Origin of the sequence: Roseibium sp. (genome assembly GCF_048261595.1) — a bacterium.
Classification (GTDB): domain Bacteria; phylum Pseudomonadota; class Alphaproteobacteria; order Rhizobiales; family Stappiaceae; genus Roseibium.
The window spans coordinates 1,236,008-1,253,171 of record NZ_JBLXFW010000001.1 but is presented as its reverse complement, the minus strand read 5'-3'; the positions used below and the strand labels follow the sequence as shown (position 1 = coordinate 1,253,171).

16 protein-coding genes are annotated in these 17,164 nt (G+C 62.1%); 7 read left to right on the top strand and 9 right to left on the bottom strand.

From position 1 onward, the window contains the following. Positions 1 to 260 precede the first annotated feature (260 nt). From ACN0SY_RS05635 to ACN0SY_RS05620, 4 genes are all read right to left on the bottom strand, one after another. A complete protein-coding gene (locus ACN0SY_RS05635) occupies positions 261 to 1,424 on the bottom strand; it encodes a helix-turn-helix transcriptional regulator (RefSeq protein WP_417685213.1) in 1,164 nt (387 codons plus the stop codon). A 122-nt stretch (positions 1,425 to 1,546) separates the two neighbouring features. Then, on the bottom strand, positions 1,547 to 1,804 hold the full coding sequence (locus ACN0SY_RS05630; protein ID WP_417685211.1) for an exodeoxyribonuclease VII small subunit: 258 nt from the start codon (positions 1,802 to 1,804) through the stop codon (positions 1,547 to 1,549). A 117-nt stretch (positions 1,805 to 1,921) separates the two neighbouring features. Beyond that, positions 1,922 to 2,851, bottom strand: coding sequence for a histone deacetylase family protein (locus ACN0SY_RS05625; RefSeq protein WP_417685209.1), 930 nt, complete (start codon positions 2,849 to 2,851; stop codon positions 1,922 to 1,924). A gap of 437 nt (positions 2,852 to 3,288) precedes the next feature. Continuing rightward, positions 3,289 to 4,284 (bottom strand): L-threonylcarbamoyladenylate synthase, encoded by a 996-nt coding sequence (locus ACN0SY_RS05620; protein ID WP_417685207.1) that lies wholly within the window; start codon positions 4,282 to 4,284, stop codon positions 3,289 to 3,291. A gap of 212 nt (positions 4,285 to 4,496) precedes the next feature. Between ACN0SY_RS05620 and ACN0SY_RS05615 the strand changes: the two genes are divergently transcribed. The 3 genes from ACN0SY_RS05615 to ACN0SY_RS05605 are packed head-to-tail and all read left to right on the top strand — an operon-like array spanning position 4,497 to position 7,930. Beyond that, positions 4,497 to 6,278 carry an acyl-CoA dehydrogenase gene (locus ACN0SY_RS05615; protein ID WP_417685205.1) on the top strand — a complete coding sequence of 594 codons (1,782 nt, stop codon included), beginning with the start codon at positions 4,497 to 4,499 and terminating at the stop codon, positions 6,276 to 6,278. 23 nt (positions 6,279 to 6,301) lie between these two features. Beyond that, complete coding sequence (locus tag ACN0SY_RS05610; protein WP_417685203.1) at positions 6,302 to 7,045, top strand: crotonase/enoyl-CoA hydratase family protein; 744 nt, start codon at positions 6,302 to 6,304, stop codon at positions 7,043 to 7,045. 21 nt (positions 7,046 to 7,066) lie between these two features. After that, entirely contained in the window at positions 7,067 to 7,930 is an 864-nt protein-coding gene (locus tag ACN0SY_RS05605) for an SDR family oxidoreductase (protein WP_417685201.1), read from the top strand. Between the two features lie 1,572 nt (positions 7,931 to 9,502). Here the strand turns inward: ACN0SY_RS05605 and ACN0SY_RS05600 are convergent. Together ACN0SY_RS05600 and ACN0SY_RS05595 are read right to left on the bottom strand one after the other, a co-directional pair. Continuing rightward, a complete protein-coding gene (locus ACN0SY_RS05600) occupies positions 9,503 to 10,510 on the bottom strand; it encodes a DnaJ C-terminal domain-containing protein (protein ID WP_417685199.1) in 1,008 nt (335 codons plus the stop codon). Between the two features lie 171 nt (positions 10,511 to 10,681). Then, positions 10,682 to 11,179, bottom strand: a complete 498-nt coding sequence (locus ACN0SY_RS05595; protein ID WP_417685197.1) for an RT0821/Lpp0805 family surface protein — start codon at positions 11,177 to 11,179, stop codon at positions 10,682 to 10,684. Positions 11,180 to 11,265: 86 nt separating this feature from the next. On the opposite strand from ACN0SY_RS05595, the gene pdxH reads away from it, so the two are divergent. The 3 genes from pdxH to ACN0SY_RS05580 all read left to right on the top strand — a co-directional run bounded on the left by pdxH (position 11,266) and on the right by ACN0SY_RS05580 (position 13,646). Then, positions 11,266 to 11,901, top strand: coding sequence for a pyridoxamine 5'-phosphate oxidase (gene pdxH / locus ACN0SY_RS05590; RefSeq protein ID WP_417685195.1), 636 nt, complete (start codon positions 11,266 to 11,268; stop codon positions 11,899 to 11,901). 150 nt (positions 11,902 to 12,051) lie between these two features. Continuing rightward, entirely contained in the window at positions 12,052 to 12,615 is a 564-nt protein-coding gene (locus ACN0SY_RS05585; protein WP_417685193.1) for an isochorismatase family protein, read from the top strand. Next, the gene (locus tag ACN0SY_RS05580; RefSeq protein WP_417685192.1) at positions 12,612 to 13,646 is read left to right on the top strand and encodes a GlxA family transcriptional regulator; all 1,035 of its coding nucleotides are present in this window, start codon (positions 12,612 to 12,614) and stop codon (positions 13,644 to 13,646) included. The genes ACN0SY_RS05585 and ACN0SY_RS05580 overlap by 4 nt, the downstream gene beginning before the upstream one ends. A gap of 10 nt (positions 13,647 to 13,656) precedes the next feature. Here ACN0SY_RS05580 and ACN0SY_RS05575 read toward each other — a convergent pair whose 3' ends face one another. Beyond that, entirely contained in the window at positions 13,657 to 14,631 is a 975-nt protein-coding gene (locus tag ACN0SY_RS05575; protein ID WP_417685190.1) for a magnesium transporter CorA family protein, read from the bottom strand. A 148-nt stretch (positions 14,632 to 14,779) separates the two neighbouring features. Further along, complete coding sequence (locus tag ACN0SY_RS05570; RefSeq protein WP_417685188.1) at positions 14,780 to 14,914, bottom strand: hypothetical protein; 135 nt, start codon at positions 14,912 to 14,914, stop codon at positions 14,780 to 14,782. Between the two features lie 281 nt (positions 14,915 to 15,195). Here ACN0SY_RS05570 and ACN0SY_RS05565 point away from each other — a divergent pair, with 281 nt between their 5' ends. Continuing rightward, entirely contained in the window at positions 15,196 to 16,146 is a 951-nt protein-coding gene (locus ACN0SY_RS05565; RefSeq protein ID WP_417685186.1) for a DUF1499 domain-containing protein, read from the top strand. 24 nt (positions 16,147 to 16,170) lie between these two features. Here the strand turns inward: ACN0SY_RS05565 and ACN0SY_RS05560 are convergent, their stop codons facing one another. After that, complete coding sequence (locus ACN0SY_RS05560; protein WP_417685184.1) at positions 16,171 to 17,076, bottom strand: MBL fold metallo-hydrolase; 906 nt, start codon at positions 17,074 to 17,076, stop codon at positions 16,171 to 16,173. Positions 17,077 to 17,164: the final 88 nt, after the last annotated feature.

Here is a 17,164-nt window from a genome sequence, read left to right as displayed (position 1 = left end):
TCTTCACCGTGGTCGATGGGGCCACGTGCACAGTGATCAACTGGGGCCGTTTCGACGGCCCCTTTTTTTTGGATAAATCCGTCTTGTGAACGTGTGCCGGTTTCAAGGGCATGCCGTCAATTTGATCATGCGGGCTTGGGCGAATTCCGTTGATGGTCCGGACATTCGGACAAGCGTCGGAAATAACTTCCGTTTTTCTTTTCAGGGAACACAGCAAAGAAAGCCTGCTGACAACGGCCGGGCTGCTGTTTTCGGACGCTCTAGAACAAACCGTTCAGGCTCTGGATCAGCTGGATCAGCTCGACCTGCGATTGGGTAGAGGTCTTTTCGTAGATCCGGCGCAAGTGCGTCTTTGCCGTATTACGAGTAATTTGAAGATTGTCGAGCGTGTCGGTGATGGAGCCGCTCGACGCAAGATCGAGAGCGAGACGCGCCTCGCTTTTCGACAGGCCGAAGGCGGATTGCAGCAGAGGGGGCATTTCCTTCGAGAGGCGGGTCGGCTTCTTGACCTCTACAAGAATGTAGCCGGGGTTGCCCATTCCCTGCACGTTCTGCGCATTGGTAAGCCCGCGGATGGACACTCGGCACAGTGAATTCTCGCTGTCGGCAACGAGTACCGATTGCTCGGGCAGGGGGTGTGAATTCAGAAGCTGCGATCCGTCTTGGCCGTGCCGCTGTTGCATCACGTATCGAGAAACCGATTGGAGTGCGGCCTCAAGGTCACGGCGCACGGGAACCAGGCGATTGTCGGCAACCGTGAAGATGTCTCCGTCAGTCAGGATCGCCCGGCACGACGGTGTCGAGTAATGGATAGAGAGGTCCTCATCCAAGAGGCACATGGCGTCGCTCTGATGATCCATCATCAGTTCGAGCGCATTGTTCCGGTCTTGCCTGATAGCCGTTTGGATGGAGATCTCGAGCGCTGAAGACACGGCTTTTGCAAAGCGCCGGAACGGGCTCATGACCCAGTCCGGATTCATTTCGTTGATAGCCACCGTCGTCCAGAAACAGGCAAGCAGGATGGTCGCGTCCGGCGTACGGTGTACCGGCGCGATCAGCCCCGGCCATTTCGCGATCTCAGGTTCCTCGCCGCTCGGCCATGGAAAACCGTCCGGGTTGTTCAGGACCAGTTGCACCTTGCAATAGGGGTAGTTGAGGGCCGCATCGTTCAACAGGAAGTTCAGGGCGGTTCGGTTGGCCTCGGTGTGCAGCTCCCTGAGAAAGTCCAGGGTCAGGTCGGCGTCCTCGAAACTGCAATATCTGCCGGTATGCTCTCCGTCGCGCTCAACCTCGATCAGGCGCACATCGCAGCATAAGGTTCGGTGGGCGCAGCGTAAGGTCTCTGGCCATAGTGACGGATTGCCCGCACATTCGTGCACGCGTTCAATTAATCTGAACTCGTCCTCGGCCGATATTTTGATCATGCGCGCATGATTTTCCCGAAATCGCCGTAATGCAAGCGAAGAACGCTGGGTGCCGTAACGAAATGAGTAATTTTAACTAATTTTATCGGGTGTATTCGACGAAATTTGCGTCAGCCGCCGCCTCAGCTCTCCGGATCCAGCGCGGAAACTCCGCTCGGCTGTCCGTCCTGTCCGAGCTGGATCTTCTCGACCTTGGCTTCCGCAGCTTTCAGAAGGCCGTCGCAATGGGTGCGCAGGACGGCTCCTCGCTCGTACATCTCGATGCTGCGCTCCAGGGGCACATTGCCATGCTCGAGCTCGCGCACGATCGTCTCCAGCTGCTTCAATGCCTCTTCGAAGGAGAGGGCGGAAACATCTGTTGCTGGTGCGGAGCTGGTCATCGTTGAAACCCGGTTGGTTGGCGGCTTGATATCGTGCCAACAGTTACGGCCCCTCTCCCCGAGGTCAAGCCGTAGGGCGTCGATGAGGCCGACTTTCCTCAGATGTTGCGGCTCGCGTCAGCCCGTCATGAGCGTCAGCACGTGTGCTGCCGTGGACCGGGCGAGTCCTTCCAGATCGTACCCGCCTTCCAGAACCGAAACGACACGTCCGTTGCAATGCTTGTCCGCAACGTCCATCAGGGATTTCGTGGCCCAGGCAAAGTCGGCCTCGACAAGATTGAGGGATCCCAGCGGATCGCGCATGTGGGCATCGAAGCCCGCGGAAATGATGACAAGGTCGGGTGCAAAGGCGTCCAGGCGCGGCAGGATTGCCGTTTCGACCGCTTCCATGAAGATCGGGCCGCCGTCGCCGGCAGCAAGGGGAACATTGACGATCGTGTTGGCCGAACCCGTTTCGTTCGCCGCCCCCGATCCCGGGTAAAGCGGCATCTGGTGAGTCGAGCAATACATGACGGTCGGGTCGTCCCAGAAGATATCCTGGGTGCCGTTGCCATGATGCACGTCGAAATCGACGATCGCGACACGTTCGGCGCCGTGCACGTGCTGGGCGTAGCGCGCGGCGACCGCGACATTGTTGAAGAAACAGAAACCCATGGCCCGGTCCTTTTCCGCATGGTGTCCGGGCGGGCGGGAGGCGGAGAAGGCGTTGGTTACCTTGCCGGTCATGACCTCTTCAACAGCCTGGCAAGCGCCGCCGACGCCGCGCAGGATCGCTTCCCAGGATCCGGGCGAGAGCGTCGTGTCCGCGTCAATCCTGGCCAGGCCTTCGTCAGGGGCCAGGTTATGCAGCATGTCGATATAGGACATCGGATGGGCGCGGGCGATGTCCTCGCGCCGGCCGATGGGGGCTGCCTCCCGTTCAAGGGCCTGGAACCGCTCGTGTTCAAGAATCCTGTCGATGGCCCTGACGCGGTCCGGACGTTCCGGATGACCCACCGGAGTCAGGTGGTCGAGGTATGTCGGATGATGAAGAAGCAGCGTGGACAAGACAGGCACCAGGGAGAATTGCCGCGAACACGGCGGGAAGTTGCGCCCATCAGAGCGGCACAGGTGCGCAGTGTCAATGAAACAATCAGGCTACGTGTTGTCCCGGTCACGGAGGGTGAAAAGGGGCAGCTGCTGAAGCGGGAAGATTGCTGTCCGGGCAAAGAAACGGGGCCGACCCGCTCTTGGATCTGGCCCCGAAAGGTGCGAACGCAAAAGCGCTCGAGGGGAGGTCCGCTGCATCTCAATTTCTGTATCTTAACTTACGCGATTCGGACGCCTTGGATCGACCGTCGAGCAATAAAGTTGCCGATCTATCTGTGTAAAAGCTCATTAGTTACGTGATTTCAACGCGTATCCAGAGGCGTCTACTTCGAAATGCGAATGAAGCTGCGACAGATGCAGACAGTAGGACTAAGTAAAATTGGCGGTGTTGTCTTTTACGGACGCGGAGCAGCGGCTCGTTGAAGACGATCGTTGATCGCTTCCCCAAGCCCCGTCATTGGGATCGACTGAACGCAGATGGTTTCCGCGCCCGTCCGGTCAAGCTCACGCATGGCCGAGAACAACCTTGCCGCGGCTTCGGCCAGATCGCCCGAGGGGCTCAGGTTTATCTCTGCCACAGCCGTTTCTGCAGCGCCGACCGGATGAGCGCCGAAAGACAGGAGCGCTTCTGCGTCGCGAACTTCATCTGCGTTGAGCCGCATCCGGGCGTTGGGCGCGTAGTGGGACGTGAGCATTCCGGGGGCCTGTGGGGCTTCCGGGTTCGCAGCCGGAGAGGCGCCTTCAAGTGCTCGTCCTAGCACCCGTTCAATCTCCTCGCGAGCCAACCCGCCGGGACGCAAGAGCCGCGGTGTTCCGTCGACGCAGGCAACGATCGTGGACTCGATCCCGACCGGACAGGGGCCCGCATCGACGATGAAACTCAGGGCTCCTTCGAGATCGCGGGCGACCTCATCGGCCGTTGTCGTGCTGACGCGGCCCGAGATATTGGCGCTGGGCGCGGCAAGGGGAACGCCGCTGGTCTCTGACAGAAAGCGCATGACCGGACCGGAGGGCACACGCAGCGCAACCGTGTCGAGACCAGCAGTCGCCAGGTCCGAAATCGTCGACCCGGCCTGCTTGGGAACCACGATCGTCAACGGGCCGGGCCAGAACGCTTCGGCAAGCCTGCAGGCATCCTCGTCGAATATGCCGTGTTGCTGGGCCGCCTCGAAGGACGGCAGGTGCGAGATCAGCGGGTTGAACTGCGGGCGGCCCTTGGCTTCATAGATCTTCGCGCAGGCAAGACCATTCGTTGCATCGGCAGCGAGGCCGTAGACCGTTTCGGTCGGGATTGCCACCAGTTCACCGGCCAGGATCGCAGCGACAACGCCGCGCGCCTGCGGGTCGTCGCGCCAGTCTTCTTGATCCAGATCTACCGTCCAACGTTGCATGGAAAGATCCATCGTTCCCTGATCAACTGCTGCCACATTGCGGGCGGGCTTTGAACCGGTCCGCTTCAATGCAGTCACATGCCGCTGCGACACGGCTTGACGTTAACGTCAACGTCGGTATTGTCGCCTCAACAAGATATGTCAGGGCCTTTTGCGGCCCCGGCGCTGCCCCGTCAAGGTGGCAGGGAGGAAACACGAGAGGGAGCCCCTGAATGTACCGTGCGCCTACCGACGAGATCGCCTTCACCTTGAAAGAGGTTTGCGGTCTGTCCGACCTGCAGAAAACCGATGCGCATGCCGATCTCGGTGATGATCTCGTTTCCGCCATCCTGAGCGAAGCGGGGCGTTTCGCGGCCGAGGAAATCGCTCCCATGAATGCGGTCGCCGACAAGCATGGCACGCCCTTCAAGGACGGAACAGTCACAACCCCTCCGGGCTGGAAGGAACTCTATCACAGCTGGATCGAGGGCGGATGGAATGGGCTGAGCGCTCCGGTCGACGCCGGGGGGCAGGGGCTTCCGACCATGCTCAGCGCGGCTGCAATGGAGATGTGGAACTCCGGGTCGATGGCCTTTGCCATCGGTCCGACCCTGACCATCGGTGCCATCGAGGCCCTGGAAAAGCATGCTTCCGAGGAGCTTAAGTCCAAATACCTTGAAAAGCTCGTCTCCGGCGAGTGGATGGGCACGATGAACCTGACTGAGCCGCAGGCAGGGTCAGACCTGAACGCCCTGAAGGCCAAGGCCGAGCCGGTTGGCGACGGCACCTACAGGATTTCCGGCCAGAAGATTTTCATCACGTACGGCGAGCACGACATGACGGACAACATCGTCCATCTGGTTCTCGCCCGCCTGCCGGACGCTCCGGCCGGTACCCGCGGCATTTCACTGTTCCTGGTGCCGAAGTTCTTCGTCAACGACGACGGCTCGCTGGGTGCGCGCAACGATGTGCGCTGCGCCGGTGTCGAGCACAAGATGGGCATTCACGGTTCGCCGACCTGCACCATGGTCTATGGCGACGAAGGCGGTGCCGCCGGTTGGCTGATCGGCGAGGAAAACCGCGGTCTGGCCTGCATGTTCACGATGATGAACAACGCCCGCCTCGCGGTCGGCATCCAGGGGCTCGGCGTTGCCGAACGCGCCTATCAGCAGGCATTGGCCTACGCTCTTGATCGCCGCCAGGGCCGAGCCCCGGGGGAAACGCAGGAGGGCATGAGCCCGATTGCCCGTCACCCGGACATCAAGCGCACGCTGCTGGCCATGAAGAGCCGCACCCAGGTCGCTCGTGCGATCTGCTATGCCTGCGCCCATGCAATCGACATGTCCCATGTCGCCGAAAGCGCCGAGGACAAGACATTCTGGGCCGAACGCGCCGGCCTGCTGACGCCGTTCGCGAAGGCCATTTCGACCGACTTCGGTGTCGAGGTCACATCGATGGGTGTCCAGGTCCATGGCGGCATGGGCTACATCGAGGAGACCGGCGCTGCCCAGCATCTGCGCGACAGCCGGATTGCGACCATCTACGAGGGCACCAATGCCATCCAGTCGATGGACCTCGTCATGCGCAAGCTGCCGCTTTCAGGCGGCGAGCACGTCAAGGGCTTCATTGCCGAACTGCGCCAGATTGCAGACGAGGTGGCTGCCTCCAACCGCCCTGACTTCGGTGCAACCGCCGTCCGCCTGAAAATGGCCATCGACGAGATGGAACGCGTGACCACCTGGATCATGACCGCGCAGGCAGAAGGCCGCGTCGCCGATGTTCTTGCCGGAGCAACGCCCTACTTGCGCCTTTCCGGCCTGACCTATGGCGCTGCCCTTCTGGCCAAGGGTGCTCTGCGTTCAGGTCCGGATAACGCTGCCGCCCTGAAGGAACGGACACTTCTGGCCCGCAACTTCGCCGAGACGACCCTGGGCGAGACCGCGGGCCTCGGGCTGGACATCACCACGTCGGCCGAAGCCATTCAGGCTTTCGACCCGGAAGCCCTGGCCTCCTGACCGGGCCATAACGGAGAGCGACGATGATTCAGAAATCATTGGAGGGGGGTGTTTCCATCCTCCGGATGGATCGTGCCGACAAGAAGAACGCCCTGACCGGCGACATGTACACCGTCATGGCCGAAGCACTGGAGACCGGCAATACTGACGATGCCGTGCGATGCCATGTCATCTGCGGTCAGCCCGGCGTCTTCACCGCCGGCAACGACATTGCCGACTTCCTCAAATACGCAGGCGGCGGCGACCTTTCCAACACGCCGGTCCTGCGGTTCCTGCGCGCAATCGCCCGCAACGAGAAGCCGCTCGTTGCCGCCGTTGACGGTCTGGCCATCGGGGTGGGCACCACCCTGCTGATGCATTGCGACATGGTCTTTGCCAGCCCGTCCGCGATCTTCAAGACGCCCTTTGTCGATCTGGGACTGGTTCCGGAAGCCGGGTCCTCCGTCCTTGGACCGCAGATCATGGGCCATGCGCGTGCGTTCGAACTTCTTTGCCTCGGCGAGACCTTCGACGCGGAGCGGGCCGAGCAGGCTGGCCTCGTCAACTGGGTCGTCGAGGACGTTGATGCAGCGGCCATGGAATGCGCCAGGGCGATTGCCGCCAAGCCGCCACAGGCCATGGCCATCTCCCGCCGGCTGCTGCGCGGCGACCGCACGGCCCTCAACGACACGATCGAGGAGGAGGCGCGCATCTTCGGCGAGCGCCTGTCCTCACCGGAAACCATTGCGGCCTTCCAGGCCTTCATGTCGAAAAAGCCCAAGGGCTGACGGATACTTCGGAGACTTCCCATGAGCCTGTCCGGCAAGACACTTTTCATCACCGGCGCATCGCGCGGCATCGGCAAGGCGATTGCCCTTCGTGCAGCCCGCGACGGCGCCAACATCGCCATCGCCGCCAAGACCGCCGAGCCGCATCCGAAGCTTGAAGGCACGATCTTCAGTGCGGCGGAAGAAATCGAGGCCGCCGGCGGCAAGGCGTTGCCGCTGGTTCTGGACGTGCGCGACGACGAGGCGGTCAAGGCCGCGATCGACAAGACCGCGGAGACCTTCGGCGGGCTCGACATCGTCGTCAACAACGCCAGCGCCATCCAGCTGACGCCGGTCTCCCAGACCGACATGAAGCGCTTCGACCTGATGCACCAGATCAACACGCGCGGCACGCTGGCCTGCTCCAAGCATGCGATCCCGCATCTGGAGAAGTCCGATAACCCGCATATCCTGATGCTGTCGCCTCCGCTCGACATGAAGGAAAAGTGGTTCGCCGGTCATACGCCCTATTCCATCGCCAAATACGGCATGAGCCTCGTGGTGCTCGGCCTTGCCGGCGAACTGCGCAAGAAGGGCATTGCGGTCAATGCGCTGTGGCCGCGTACGACCATCGCGACAGCGGCGGTGAAGAACCTCCTCGGCGGCGACCAGATGATGCAGCAGAGCCGTACGCCGGACATCCTGGCCGATGCCGCCCACGCGATCTTCTCCACGCCGTCCCGCGAGCTGACCGGTGAGTTCCTTATCGACGACACCTTCCTTGCCTCGCGCGGCGTCTCCAACTTCGACCACTACCGGGTCGATCCGAGCGTTTCGCTGGCACCCGATTTCTTCGTGCCGGAAGACAGCGTCCCGCCCTGCGACATGGGTCCGGTGAAGGGCTGACGAGAAAATAGGAGAGGGGGCTACTGTCTACGACGGTCGGTCGTTTTCACCCCGTCTCTGTCGCCCCTCCCTGAGGGTGAGGGGCAGGCCCATCTCTGGGCTTCTGTTCGTTCCCCTCGTCCGCCCGTCGGGCACCTTCTCCCGGCGGGAGAAGGATAGCGTTGGCCCAATCCGGTACCTGTCATCCCCGACTTGATCGGTGGGTGATCCATGCAGTTTCGCTTGTTCTCCTCTCCCCCCTTGAGGGGGAGATGTCTCCGTCAGGAGACAGAGGGGGGTATGGACCTCTCCGTATTGAAGGACGGTTCATTTTAGAGGCACTGTCTCCCCCCCTCTGTCAGCTTTCGCTGACATCTCCCCCTCAAAGGGGGGAGAGGGGCGTATTCGGCAACGGCGTTCTTATCGAACAACCCCAAAGGCTCGAAAACACCCTTTCGAGGATGATGACAAGCCTAGATCTCTCCAAACTTTATCCCGCGCAGTCCCGGCCTTGAGCCGGGACCCCATCGATAGATGCTGGTTTCCAATGCATTGAGCTGAGTGAGGATCCCGGATCTTCGCTTCGCTGCGTCCGGGAAGGCAGGCCGGAAAGGTTTGTCATCAACCTCGTTTCTTCCGTCTCTTGTTCCAGACACGGGGCTGGGGACCTGACGCCAGCACAAATAGCGCCGCGAGGCTTGCCTCCGGCGTTCCGGCAGTGTGGCTCCGCTCGATCCGAACGGGATGGCAGGCACCCGGCGCTTGCCGGGGCTGAAAGTGAAGTGGGAAGTGACAAGGCCGAGTGCCTGCCCGAAGACCTGTCCCGAAGAACCGGCAAACCGGCCTGCACCTTTGCTGCGCCGCGGATGTGACTTGGGGCACCCGCCTTGCCAGATGTCAGGCCTGACCCGCGACTGGAAGCGCGCCCGAGCCCGGCGTCCAGCGGCAGTCTCACCGATCCCTGGCGCGCGTTGCGGTCCGTTAGGCCGCAAGCCCGCCTGATCTCCGGTTCCTGCCACCCACGAACGGTCGGTCCGTTGTCGGCCCCGTGCGGGCAGGAACGGCATTCATGAAACGGCAGCTCCGAGGTGTGGGGGATAAACGATTTTCGAGGTAATGATTTCAACGGCTTGCCGAAGAAACAGCGGGGATAGCAGCGTTTCCGTCCACCGCTCCGCCTCCTCTCACCGTCTCCCCGGACGCAGGCACATCCGGAGATCCGGAAACCCTTACGCCGCAACCTTTTCGTTTTGCGTGCCCCGCCGAATTTCCTGGTCCCGGATCAGGTCCGGGACGGCACCTAGCGTGTGGCCGGGGCTATACTCCGCATTATCACCGTCACCCCGGACGAAGGCCCAGCCGGAGATCCGGGGCCTACTCGTTTGCAGAGCGGATCAGGTCAGCAATGTCCGTTCGGCAGGTGCCCGACCCGTTCCCGCCGCTTCGGCAAGCGGGCCTGCAAGTGGGTCCCGGATCTCCGCTTTGCTTCGTCCGGGATGACGGGAGAGGGAGCGGCGTTGCCCTGCGCCTTCCCGAATGAAGCGGCAAAACAAAAAAGGCCGCTCGATGGAGCGGCCTTTGGCATACTTGGCGTCAGTCGAATTCCGGGCCGCGTGCCTTGTAGGGTGTGACGTCGCGCCAGGCCTTCATCAGGGTCTCGAGCTCGCCATCGGCATTCGGCGGCAGAACGATCTGCAGCTTGACCAGAAGGTCGCCGTGGCCGGTCTTGGTCGGAAGTCCCTTGCCCTTCAGGCGCATGGTCTTGTCGCCGGAAGAACCGGCGGGAATGTTGAGGTTGACGGCGCCGCCCAGGGTCGGCGTGCGCACCTTGGCGCCGAGCACGGCTTCATAGAGCGTCAGGGGCAGTTCGAGGACCAGGTCGTTGCCGCGCACTTCGAACAGCGGGTGCTTCCTGAACCGGATTTCCACCATGGCATCGCCGGCAGTGCCGCCGTTTTCGCCCGGAAAGCCCTGACCGCGTAGGCGAATGCTCTCGCCCTCACGCGTGCCGGGAGGAATCGTGACGTTGACCGTCTTGCCGCTCGGCAACGTCACCTGCGCCTTGCCCGAGTTGATCAGGTCTTCAAGCGAGACCATGGCAACGAGATCGGCGTTCTTGCCCTTGGTGGGCGTCGCACGGCCAGCGCTCGCCCCGGCTCCTGCGCCCGGCCGCGGACCTGCGCCCGCACCCGCACCGGCAGTACGGCCACGCCTGCCACCGCCGAAACCACCCAGGATATCGTTCAGGATGTCGTCGAAGCCGCCGCCACCGAAGCCGCCGCCACCGCCGGTCTGGCCGCGGAAACCGCGCGCGCCGCCCGCATTGCCGAAATCCTGGAAGTCGGAAAAACCTTCGAAACCGTGCGACTGGAAGCGGGGCTTGCCCTGTCCGTCGATCTCGCCGCGATCGAACTTGCCGCGCTTTTCCTTGTCGCCCACGATCTCATAGGCCTGGTTGACCTCGGCAAACTGCGCCTGTGCCTTCGGATCATCCTTGTTCTGATCCGGATGGTACTTCTTGGCCAGCTTGCGGAAGGCCTTCTTGATGTCCGTCTCGGAAGCGTTCTTCGCAACACCGAGGACGCTATAGGGATCACGCATTTGTTGTCACCAGTACAGGACGGTCACGGGCGGACCGTCTCGCGAATTCATGTCTTGACCGATATATCGGGGCTGCTAGGAAAAAATTCCAGTGCCGAAGCCCTTGCCCGGGCTGGCCTGCCCGAGTGGTCAGGATCCGTCAGGCCTGTTTTACCGGGATTGGAGCGCGGTTCAAGCGTCGCCCGCCGCGAGGCTCGTGATCGTCATGCGGCTCGAGATGTCGCGGCAGGCCGAACCGGAATAGATCTTAAGCCCTGCAATGGTGTTTGCGGTTGTCTTGAACGCCACGCAACCTGTCTCCGCCAGACCCGTCTTGTCGATCTCACTGATGCGGCCCGAGTTGCCGCTTTCCTGATTGGTCCAGGCCAGGCGACTGTTCTCGTCGGCCGCGCTCTCGCTGTATGCGGCGGGCTCCGGCCCATCCGCCGCCGTCACGGCATCAAGCGTCATCGCGATGATCTTGCGGTCGTCCTCGCCGACATCGGCAAAGGCGACATCGCTTGCCGAGGGAATGGAGCCGGTCAGCACCAGGGGCGTCTCGACGTCGGCGCTGCCGAGCGGCATGCTGATCTGACCACAACCGCCAGCAAGCAGGACCAGCGACAGGGCAGGCGCGGCAAGGCTCTGGATCTTTGTCAGACGGGCTGTATATGTGTGGCGATGAAACATGTGGTGCGATCCCGAATTGCCGAGGCTAATTGCGATCCGACCACTTCTGCAGCCAGGCTGCCTTCTGAACGCTCGACAGGTAACAGATGACCAAGTCCGACACTTCGCCAAAAGAGTTAACAAATGGTGACTTTACAGAAGCAGCAAAGCCGTTCGAGCTGTTTCGTGAATGGTTTGAGGATGCGGCCGCGAGCGAACTGAACGATCCGAATGCGCTGGCTTTGGCCACTGTCGACCCTGACGGCCTGCCAAATGTGCGGATGGTCCTGCTCAAGGACTTCGATGAGCGCGGCTTTGTGTTTTACACAAATTTCGAAAGCGCCAAGGGGCGCGAGCTCCTGTCGGCCGGAAAGGCGGCCATGTGCTTCCACTGGAAGTCGCTCCGCCGACAGGTCCGCATTCGCGGGCCGATCGTCCAGGTGTCGGATGAGGAAGCGGACGAGTATTACCAGTCGCGCGCCCGCGGCAGCCGTATCGGAGCATGGGCGTCGAAACAGTCACGTCCGCTCGAAAGCCGGTTCGCGCTGGAAAAGGAAGTCGCCAAGTTCACCGCCAAGTTCGCCATTGGCGAGATCCCGCGTCCGGCCCACTGGTCCGGCATGCGCCTGGTCCCGACCTCCATCGAGTTCTGGCACGACCGTCCGTTCCGTCTGCACGACCGGGTTGTCTTTACCCGGGGTTCGGACGGCGAGGACTGGTCGAAGGAACGGCTCTATCCGTAAAAGCGGGGGAGGGCTGGCCCGCACGATCCGGTCTGGCAGGGCCGAAGCATCGTTTGGCGTGAAGTGTCCCCTATCTGTCCTGGAGCGGCATTTCGGCTTATGATCCGGCACGTAGAATGGGCGCGTCAAGTCCATTCGGAGTGTCTGAAAATGTCCGCTGATACCGCACTGATTGTCATAGACGTCCAGGAATCCTTCCGTCACCGTCCCTATTTCGTCGAGGACGGCCTGGCGGCATATCTTGAGCGCCAGCAAGTCCTGATCGATGGCGCGAAGGCCGCCGGGATCCCGGTTGTGCAGATCTTCCACGTCGAGGACTCCGGGCCGTTTTCCGAAGCCTCGGGCAACGTCAGGACGATGGCGCCGCTTAACTTCGAACCCGATGCCGTGTTCCGAAAGCGCCGACACAGTGCCCTCGTCGGCAGTGGCCTCGACTTCTGGCTCGTTTCGAACGGCATCCGTCGCCTGATCATCTCGGGGATCCGCACGGAGCAATGCTGCGAGACCACGACCCGCCATGCCTCCGACCTTGGCTATGCCGTCGACTTTGTCCTGGATGCGACGCTTACCTTCCCCATGACCGATGCCTCGGGCCGTACCTGGAGCGCTGCGGAGATCACCGAGCGTACCCAGCTGGTGCTGGCCGGCCGGTTCGCCCGGATCCTTGCAGCCGATGAAGTCCTCGCCGAGCTTGCCGGACAGGCCGCGGCATGACCCGAGCGGCACGTCCACGCATCGTACCGGTCTATGTGGTCGTGCCGCCGCGTGTGCTTCTGCTCGATGTCGCAGGCCCGATCGAGGTCCTGCGGAAGGCGAACATGGAGCAGGCGGACCTGCAATATGCCGTCCGCTATGTCAGTCCGTCTTTGCGTCTGTGCAGCTCCATCGGCCTCGATGTCACCGGAATGCAGCCTCTTCCGGAGACATTGCCCGACGACGCGGTGGTGGTGATCTCCGGCTCTGCCGATGAGCCGCTGCCGCGTCTGTCAGATGTCGGTCCGGTGGCCGTCGAACCGAAGGATGATGCACGCCTTGAGACGGAAATCGTCGATTGGCTGGCGCGCAGTATTCGGCCGGGCATCCGGCTCGTGACCATTTGTTCTGGCGCTGTCCTCGCCGGACGGGCGGGGTTGCTCGATGGTCATGACTGCACGACCCATCACGGCACGATCGGGAAACTGCGCGATAGCGCCCCGCGGGCACGTGTTCTCGACAACCGGCTCTTTGTGGAAGATGGCGAACGCCTGACGAGCGCGGGAATCACCGCCGGAATTGACCTCATGCTGGCCATGGTGTCGCGCGATACCGGCCACGGGGTGGCGCTGGCGGTCGCTCGCTACATGGTGGTCTACATGAGACGGGGAGGGGCGGACCCGCAATTGTCGCCCTGGCTGGAAGGGCGCAACCATATCCACCCGGTCATACACCGGGTTCAGGACGCTGTCGCGGCCGATCCCTCCCGCGACTGGCAGGTCGCGACGCTGGCCGATCTTTCCGCCATGAGCCCGCGCAGCCTGTCGCGTCTATTCAACCAGCAGACGGGGCTCAGCGTGACCGACTATGTCAACCGCATGCGCATCGCACTGGCACATGATCTCGTGGCGGGATCGCGGCTGGACATGGAGAACATCGCCCAAAAGGCAGGGTTCTCCTCGACCCGTCAGTTCCGCAGGGCCTGGAACCGCCTGCACACGCTGCCGCCCGCGCACCTGCGCAGGGAACTGGATCGTGGCGACGTGGCCTGACCGGCAAGGATCAGAGAAGCCGCTTCCAGCGCAGGAAGACATAGGTCAGCACGATCGAAGTGGCCATCAGGCCGATCGAGAACAGAAAGCCCGCCTGCCATTGCAGTTCCGGCATGTTGACGAAGTTCATGCCGTAAATCGAGGCGATCAGGGTCGGTGGCAGGAAGATCACGCCGAGCACGGAGAAGATCTTGAAGATCTGGTTCTGCTCGAGCGTGACGAGGCCGACCGTCGCGTCGAGCAGGAACGAAAGCTTGTTGTCGAGCGCATCGCCGTGCTCCTTGATGGAGTGAATATCCCGGCCGTAGCTCTGACAGGCGACAACCTGGTCGTCGCTCAAGGAAACCTTGCGGCCGTGGTTTTCCAGATAGAGCAGCAGGCGTGCAAGACTGGTGCAAACGTCGTGCATCTTGGCCACCTGAAGTCCAAGACGCCCCTGTTCGCGGATCGCTTCCTGGTAGACGGACTTTCCGCGGGCGCTGATGCCCTCCTCGAACACCCTGACCGAAATGCGGTCGAAGCCGCGTGAGGCTTCTTCCATGACATCGGCGGCCCGGTCGATGATCTGTTCGATCAGTCCGAGGGCCATCGACGGGCCCGCATGGTCCAGTTCGGTGTCGTTCTTCAGGCGCCTGACGAACTGGGCAACGGACTGCGGTTCGCCATAACGAACCGTAACGAGCCTCTTGGCCGACAGGACAAAGGTCATGGAGGACAGTTCGGGATCGACCATCTTCACTGCCATGGGCAGGAGAGCCGTCATCACGATCGCGCCGGGTTCATCGTAGAGGCGCGCAGACGTCTCGATGGAGGCGATTTCCGCGCGCGTCGGAATTTCGGCGCCCATCAATGCCTCGGCCGAGTGCAGCTCTTCATCGGTCGGGCGCAGAAGGTCGATCCAGACCGCTGTCGACGGGATCTGGTCGTCGCCGGAAAGCTCCCGGCGCTCGAGACCTCGTGCACTCGAGCAGTAGGCAATGATCATGAAGATGGCTCCGGCCGAACGATGCAAGTCAACGCATGCCGACGGTGCCACATCGAGGATGCGGGCGCAGCCTTTTTCGCAATCCTTCCCGCCTTGCGCACGCTGCCAAGAAAGCGTTGGGAGCGGCCGGTCGGGCAGGTTGCCGGAGTTACTTCCGTGCCGTCTTCGTCTTCAGACAAAGGGCCGCTGCTGAAAGTGCAGCAATGCCGACAGGCTTGTAATGGTTGATCAGGGCTGCGGCGGCTGGCTTTGCAGGAGCAGGGCTTGCGGCTTTGTTAGACATTGTCTTCGTCCATCATGACAATTTACTCGCGCCCCATGCATCCTGATTGTGACTTTCCTTTGGCAGCATGTGTCTTTGTCAACGTCCGTCGAATGCAAGGCATGGTTAACGCAGGTTCATGATGCGCCGCAAACCGGGCGAGCACCAATCATATTGGATAACGGAATGTTACGTTTGGGAAGCTCGTTCGGCGGTGTGGATGCGGCAGAGAATGCATTTTTTGTTCCGGGCCGTTAGGTGCGATGCTATGCATGAGGACAAGGAGGACGGACGGAACAGGCATGAAGCGCTATCCGCTCTACAGGTCGAAAGCTGCCAGGGTCAGCCGCAGGGTTGGGGCGATTGCCCTGCCTGTGGCGTTGATGGCCGTCCTGTTTCACAGGATCGGCGGCCTGACAGCCGACCAGATGATTCTCGCCATCCTGACCGCAACGGCGATCGGATTGGCCGCCATCCTGCTCGCCGGTACGGCCCTTGTTCATCTCTGGAAGCGGGGCGGGCGGGGAACGCTCGATGCCGTGGTCGGAACGTTCTACGGGCTGGTCGCACTTTTGCCGGTAGGCGCGCTCGGCGCCAGCCAGGTTCTGCAGGGCAACGCACTGGACGTCACGACGGATCCTGTCGATCCCCCGAGCATCGTCGCAATCGCCGCGCCCGGGGCGCCGGGCCGCCAGGACATGCCGGTGCTTCCGCTGATGGAGCGTCTGGCAACGGTTGCACCCGAGCACGACAACTCCGACATCGTCTCGCGCCGGTACCGTATCCAGCCGGCAGTCCTGCATGTTGCCGCACTTGCCGCCGCCAGCCGCAGCGGCTGGAAGGTCGTTGCCGAAGTGCCGCCCGATCTGCTTGATGCGCCGACAAGTTTCCAGGGCGAGGTGCGCTCGCCCATTCTTGGGCTCGTTGATGATGTCGCCGTTCGCATCCGGCCCGATCCGGTCGGCGCTCTCTTCGACATCAGGTCGGTGTCGCGCTACCCGCTTCAGGATCTTGGCAGCAATGCCGGGCGCATCCGGGCCTTCTACCGGGAAATGGACGAAGTCCTGCTGCAAACCTATGGCGACGTCGAAAGCCTGACAGTGCTGGAGGAAGAAACGGAGATCGAAGCCGCGGGCCTGCAGCCTGCGGAGCCGCTCGAAGAGGTTCCTGTAATCCCGGTGCCAGCCTTCAAGCCCTATGTCGAGGGCTCCGACGAACCGGTCGCCGAAGACCTCAGCGTCATCGAGGAATAGACGCGAGGCCGATCGGCGCGGCAATCACCTGCCGGGCAGACGATAGAGCGCATCGAGCCGTGTCATTGGCTCTGCCATGACCAGCCCACGTTCGGCCAGATCTTCAAGGTGCGCGAAGACCGAAAGAGCAGCGGCCGGCCTCAGCACCGGGTCCAGGCCCTCGTAGATCCGCAGGACGAGGTCTGGTATGGCCGCCGGAGTGGGGCCAAGGGCTGACAGGATAGAGGCTTCACGCTTCAACCGGTGTGCCTTCAATTCGGCCATGTAGCCATGGGCATCGCGAACCTCGGCTCCGTGTCCGGGCAGATAGGTTGTCTCGCTGCGCCCCATAAGTGTCTCGAGCGAGGCCATGTAGGCCCGCATGCTGCCGTCCGGAGGGGCAACGATGGATGTCGACCAGGCCATGACATGGTCGGCAGAGAAAAGGATTTCTGACCCTTCGATCGCAAAACAGAGATGGTTGTCCGTGTGCCCGGGTGTCTCGATCGCCTGAAAGTTCGCTGCGGACAAGCTGGCGGTTTCGCCATCGCCGAGCTGCCGGTCCGGCGCATAGGCGTGATCGGAGCTTGCATCCATCGGATTGCTCTCGCCAATGCCAAGATCCCGCGCCATGCGATAGGGACCGCAACCGATGACCGGCGCTCCGGTCCGCCTTTTCAGGAGAGCTGCGCCCGGTGAGTGGTCCATATGTGTGTGGCTGACGAGAATTGCCTCGATGGCCGCGCCATCACAGGCGTCGAGGATGGTATCGATATGCGCCTCGTTCGCAGGACCGGGATCAAGAACGGCGACCTTCGATGTGCCTATGAGATAGGTATTGGTGCCGTGGAAGGTGAATGGGCCGGGATTGGGCGCGGTCAGCCTGCGAATTCCGTCGGCAATCTCGACGGCGATCCCGTAGGACGGATCGAACTGGCGGTTATGCTCCAAGGCTCTCTCCACTGGCGGCAGTCAGGGGCTGCGCGAGGACGTGACGTCCCTTCGCATAGCACGTGTGTCCGGCCATCGTCGCCTGCCG